This is a genomic window from Rhodoferax sp. (assembly GCF_010365055.1).
In the GTDB taxonomy this organism is placed as follows: Bacteria; Pseudomonadota; Gammaproteobacteria; order Burkholderiales; family Burkholderiaceae_C; genus Rhodoferax.
In genome coordinates, this window is the sequence record NZ_JAAFHA010000164.1 from 1 (window position 1) to 4,750 (window position 4,750).

General features: G+C 61.2%; 4 protein-coding genes and 1 pseudogene. 1 reads left to right on the forward strand and 4 read right to left on the reverse strand.

Features of this window, described 5'->3' with window-relative positions:
• From GZ093_RS20265 to GZ093_RS20275, 3 genes are all read right to left on the reverse strand, one after another.
• Nucleotides 1–397: PLDc N-terminal domain-containing protein (locus tag GZ093_RS20265; protein WP_296489495.1), on the reverse strand; the 397-nt coding region annotated here is incomplete at its 3' end.
• A gap of 101 nt (nucleotides 398–498) precedes the next feature.
• Entirely contained in the window at nucleotides 499–2,160 is a 1,662-nt protein-coding gene (gene mgtE / locus GZ093_RS20270) for a magnesium transporter (protein WP_296489496.1), read from the reverse strand.
• A 13-nt stretch (nucleotides 2,161–2,173) separates the two neighbouring features.
• On the reverse strand, nucleotides 2,174–2,866 hold the full coding sequence (locus tag GZ093_RS20275) for a MarC family protein (RefSeq protein WP_296489498.1): 693 nt from the start codon (nucleotides 2,864–2,866) through the stop codon (nucleotides 2,174–2,176).
• A 277-nt stretch (nucleotides 2,867–3,143) separates the two neighbouring features.
• Between GZ093_RS20275 and GZ093_RS20280 the strand changes: the two genes are divergently transcribed.
• Nucleotides 3,144–4,382, forward strand: coding sequence for a cation:proton antiporter (locus GZ093_RS20280; RefSeq protein ID WP_296489499.1), 1,239 nt, complete (start codon nucleotides 3,144–3,146; stop codon nucleotides 4,380–4,382).
• A 147-nt stretch (nucleotides 4,383–4,529) separates the two neighbouring features.
• Here GZ093_RS20280 and GZ093_RS20285 read toward each other — a convergent pair.
• Nucleotides 4,530–4,750, reverse strand: a pseudogene (locus GZ093_RS20285) (mechanosensitive ion channel family protein); the annotation flags it as partial.

The following is a 4,750-nucleotide window of genomic DNA, read 5'->3' on the forward strand; positions in this document are numbered from 1 at the left end:
CCTGCACCAGCGGTGTCACCTCATTGCCCGCCAACAAAGAGCGCCCCGTGACCTCACGCGTGAGCCGGTTGATGCCCGCCAGATCCGGCCGGCACGGGGCATCGGTTTCGTTGGCTACGTCGGCGCTGGATCCCTCGTGACGCCAGGTGTCCTTCAGCCCCAATGCCACCGCGGCACGCGGGATCCGGTTCACGCCGAGCATCAGGTACAGCAAGGCACCCATCAGCGGTGCAAGCCAGGCCAGCGCGATCCAGCCGATGGCCGTGTGCACCTGCCGCTTGTTCAGTAGCGCATGCACCGTCACGCCCGTGGCGCAGCCCAGGTGCAACAGCGATGCCAGCAAGGGCGCGAGGCCCTGTGCCACCTGCAACGCGGATTCCAGCCAGGATGAGCTCATGTCCGCATATTAGCCGCGCGGCCTCGTAGCTTCAGGGAGTCGGCCCCCGGGCGCTCAGGGCTACGGTCAGATCCACGGCCTGACGACCGGCCAGGTGAGGCTCAGAGCAGCCACACCGTCGCCAGGCCGAGAAAAGAGAAGAAGCCGATCACATCGGTCACCGTGGTCAGAATGACGCTGCCCGCCAGCGCGGGGTCGATGCCCAGGCGGTGCAACAGCAACGGAATCGCCAGGCCGGCCAGCGCCGCACACAGCAGGTTGATGAGGATGGCAATACCCAGCACCCCGCCAATGCCCCAGTCGCCAAACCATGCCACCGCCAGCAGCGCAATGACCACCGCCCACAGCACCCCATTCAGGATGGAAATGCCCACCTCACGGTTCAGCAGCACGCGGATATTGCCTTTTTGCACCTGACCGAGCGCCAGCCCGCGAATCACCAGCGTGAGCGTCTGGCTGCCGGCAATGCCGCCCATGCTCGCCACAATCGGCATCAGCACGGCCAGCGCCACCAGTTGGCTGAGCGTGGCCTGAAACTGGCCGATCACCCAGGCCGCGAGAAACGCAGTCACCAAGTTGATGCCCAGCCACACGGCACGGCGGCGCGAACTCACCAGCACGGGTGCAAACATGTCAGCCTCGTCGTCAAGACCTGCCATCTGCATCATGGTGCGGTCTGATTCGTCACGGATCAGATCCACCACGTCATCGACCGTGATGCGGCCGATGAGACGGCCCTGCGTATCCACCACCGGTGCTGACAGGAGGTCAAGGTCCTGAAACACTCGGGCGACCTCCGTGTCTTTGGCATCCGCCCCAATACCATCGATATCGGCCTGCATGACATCGGCCACGCGCAAATCCAGATTAGCGGTCACCAGCGCACTCAGACGCAGCACGCCCTGGTAGTGACCCTTGCGGTCGACCACCATCAGCATGTCGGTCTGTGGCGGCAGGGTCTCGCGCAAACGCAGGTAGCGCAGCACGGTACTGACTTTGACGTCCGCACGGACCTCGATGGTGTCCATGTTCATCAGGCCACCGGCGCAATCCTGCGGGTAGGACAGCATGGACTCCAGCTGTTGGCGACGACCGCCGCTGGTGGCCTGCATCAGTTGGCTGCCCAATGCGGTCGGCAGAGTCTGGATCAGGTCCACCAGGTCATCGAGCTCAAGCAACTGTACTGACGCCACCAGGTCGTCCGGGTCCAGTTCGCCGGCCAAGGTCGTGCGGATTTCGTTGTGCAGATAGGTCAGCACTTTGCCGGTGCGCTCGGTGTCCACCATGCTCCACACCTTGGTGCGCTCAGACGGCGGCAGACCCTCCAACATGCCAGCCACCTTGGCCGGATGCATGCGCTGCAGAATTTTGCCCAGCCGTTTGAGCTTGCCTTGCCCGAGCGCTTCGCGAACCGCCGTGACGTGATTGATCTTCTGCGGCTTGGCGGCGCCGCCCGGCCCGAGGCCAGCTTGGTCTGAAGGCAAAACATCGCCGGACTCCCCCGCGAGTTGTCGGCTCAGATTGAGATTCAGATGCGGCAGGATCCTGCCTTCAAGCGCACCATCAACCTGCTGCCAGAGCGCCGTGCGTTGCCCGTCGTCAAGCAATTCCAGCAAGGCCTCGATTTTGGCTGGATGCATGCGCCCCAGCAGCTTGCGCACCCGCTTGTTTTTACCCAGCGCAAGCGCCTCGACGACGAGCTCACTCTCGGTTCCTGCCTGTGCCTGCGGCCCCTGGGGTGCAGCGGGTTGAATCGAATTCATGGTCGGCGCAATCTCAATGAACCCCCGCAGACACCAGCAATCCCCGTAGCAATTCGCTCAGGCCATCCCACACGATCTGCACGCCAAGGCATAACAGAATGAAGGCTGACAGACGCAGAAAAATCACGGTACCCGCCTCACCCAAAGGATCGAGCAGGCGCTGGGCGTAGCGAAAAACCAGGTACAAGATGATGCCAATGGCCAGCAGGGCCAGCACCCCGCCCGCCATCCGCGCCAGCGACAAAGTCAGGTCTTCATCGCTCAAAGCCACACCCACCGTGATGGCCGCCGCGATCGAACCCGGCCCACAGCTGATCGGGAACGTGAGAGGATAAAAAGCCTGCTTACGCGCTTGTTCCGGCGTAAAAGCCTCGGCCAACTCGGTCCGGCTGTCAACTGTGGTCTGCGTGGCGTTGAGCAAACGCCAGGCGGCCGCGGCCACGATCAAGCCGCCGCCGACACGCACGATTGGCAACGAAATACCAAAAAATTCCAGCACATAGGAACCCACCAGCATGGAGCCGACCATGAGCGCAAACATATTGCGCGCAATGCGCCGCGCCAGCAGCGCGCGCGTGCCCGCAGAGGCGTTCTCGGTCAAACCCAAAAAAATGGGTGCAGTGGCAGCCGGGTTGAGAATCGGCAGAATCGTCGCCAGAACAAAAAGAAAGCTCTTGCCCAACGCGGCCAGCAGCACCAGTGTCAAAACGCCACCCGCTCAACGCGCTGCTGAAAAACAGTAACTGACACCGTGACCGAGATAGACCCGGCTGGAACATATGTTTTCATGAAACCCTCTTTTTGAAGACAGACCCATTTTCCGCGCTCGGAGCACGGCAATCATTAGGGATGACTGAAAGAATTATGACCAGGTCGTCTGGTGCCGGCGTGGGCAACAAGACGATTTTCAACACGGCTCTGGGTGCGATACTTGCCTTGATGCGGTCAAATTCTCTATCCGCCCCTCCTATGTTGATCTGCCCATGAATTTTCTTCCCGCTTGGCCGCTCACATCGAACGCCCTGTTTTTCTTTGGTTTTTTGCTGTTTTGCGGCGCTTTGGGCGGCTATGTGACGCACCGCTGGCCCTGGCTTCCCAGCATCACCGGCTTCATGCTGGTGGGCCTGATCGCTGGTCCCAATGTGCTGGGGCTGGTGGACTACGCCGCCCTGGACAACTCGCGCATCATTGTTGACGTGGCACTGGGTCTGATTCTGTATCGCCTGGGCCTGTCGCTCGACATCAAGCTGTTGCTTCATGACCGCAACCTGATCATCATTTCGCTGGTGGAAAGCACACTGACTTTCATTGTGGTGTTTTTCAGCATGGACCTGATGGGTGTGCACGGACTGGCTGCGGCCGTGATTGCGGCCATTGCCGTGTCCTCGTCGCCCGCGGTGCTGATCCACGTCGCCCATGAGATGGGTGCCAGCGGCCCGGTTACCGATCGCGCCAAGAGTCTGGTGGCACTCAATAATGTGCTGGCCTTCCTGATTTTCAGTGCGCTGCTGCCGCTGCTTTACAACGACGCTGATGCACCGCTGGCCACCATCCTTGGTGGACCGCTATACCAGTTGCTGGGCTCGGCTATGCTCGGCGCAAGCATGGGAATGGCCCTGCACATCGCGGCGCGCAAGACCAAGGCCGCGCACCAGTATCACCTCGCACTGGTGGTAGGCGCCGTGGCGTTAACGCTCGGCGCTGCAATGACGCTCAAACTGTCAACGCTGTTCGCACCGCTGGTGCTGGGCATCGTGGTGCGCAGCATTGAGCGCACTGAGCTCATCGCCAATCTCGAGTTTGGCCCCGCCTTCGAGTTGTTTTTTATTGCCCTGTTTGTCTATGCCGGCGCCAACCTGCATGTGGCCGAAATGATTCAGTACGCACCGGCCGCCCTGGTGCTGGTGTTCGGCCGATCCCTGGCGAAGTGGCTGGCGGTAGGTGTCACCGCCAGCCTGCTTGGCACGCCCAGGCGGCAGGCCACCACCACCGGCCTGCTGCTCATTCCCATGGCCGGTCTGGCCATTGGCCTGGCCGACACCACGCTGACCCTGTTTCAGTTGCAGGGCGCGGTGGTCAGTTCGGTGGTGCTGGCCGCCGTGGCGGTGCTCGAAACGATCGGGCCACCGATTAGCGCCAAAGCGCTGCGCTGGTCGGGTGACGCACTGAACCCGGACCCCGATTACGAGGAATCCGCGCAGGACGCGGCACCGGAGACATGAATTGTTTAGTGTTTCCATCCGAACCATGCGCTGGCGTCCACGCATTGGGGTCGAAAATGCAGCTTGGCATGGGCCTGCGGTTTGCTATTGTATAAGTAGCTACTAGCGCAGTCTATACGCGGGCTAGAGCCCTAAATGGCTTAAAAATTACTCATCTTTCGCCACCGGTTGCTCACCCACCTCGGATTGGGAGGCGCCGCGATTGAGGTACAACGTCTGGGTTGGGAACGCGAACTCGATGCCCTGCTCGGCAAAGCGGCGCACCAATTGCAGGTTGATCGCCTGCTGCACATCCATGAAGACGTTGTAGTCTGGCTTCAACACATAGTAGACCGCCTCAAAATCAAGAGAAAAAGCGCCGAAACCCT